This window comes from Veillonella sp. ZSJB6, assembly GCF_051549505.1.
In the GTDB taxonomy this organism is placed as follows: domain Bacteria; phylum Bacillota; class Negativicutes; order Veillonellales; family Veillonellaceae; genus Veillonella.
This window is the reverse complement of record NZ_JBPUGE010000089.1, coordinates 1-260: the sequence shown is the minus strand read 5'-3', so window position 1 is coordinate 260 and position 260 is coordinate 1. Positions and strand designations below refer to the sequence as shown.

The window sequence follows — 260 nt, the reverse complement described above, 5'->3', positions numbered from 1 at the left end:
GAGCAAACAATCTTTTTTTCTTCATTTTTTCTTCTCCTTGTTTCTGCTATTTCCACGGATTTGGTAAATGGAACTGGTGTCTTGCTTCAAATAGATAGCCGATTTGAAGCAGCAAATCTTCTCTTCCTCTGGCGGACATAAATTGAATTCCGAGAGGCATGTTTTCTTTTGTCAAATGAGTAGGCAAGCTGATTGCTGGTTGTCCAGTCAGATTAGCCAATTGTGTATAAGGTGTGACCTTCAGGCTGTCCTCAAACATA

Annotated in this window: 1 protein-coding gene; it reads right to left on the bottom strand. The window is 40.0% G+C overall.

Features of this window, described 5'->3' with window-relative positions:
- Nucleotides 1-46: 46 nt before the first annotated feature.
- On the bottom strand, nt 47-260 hold a 214-nt coding region (locus tag ACSV5T_RS10005), incomplete at its 5' end, for an amidase family protein (RefSeq protein ID WP_438321025.1).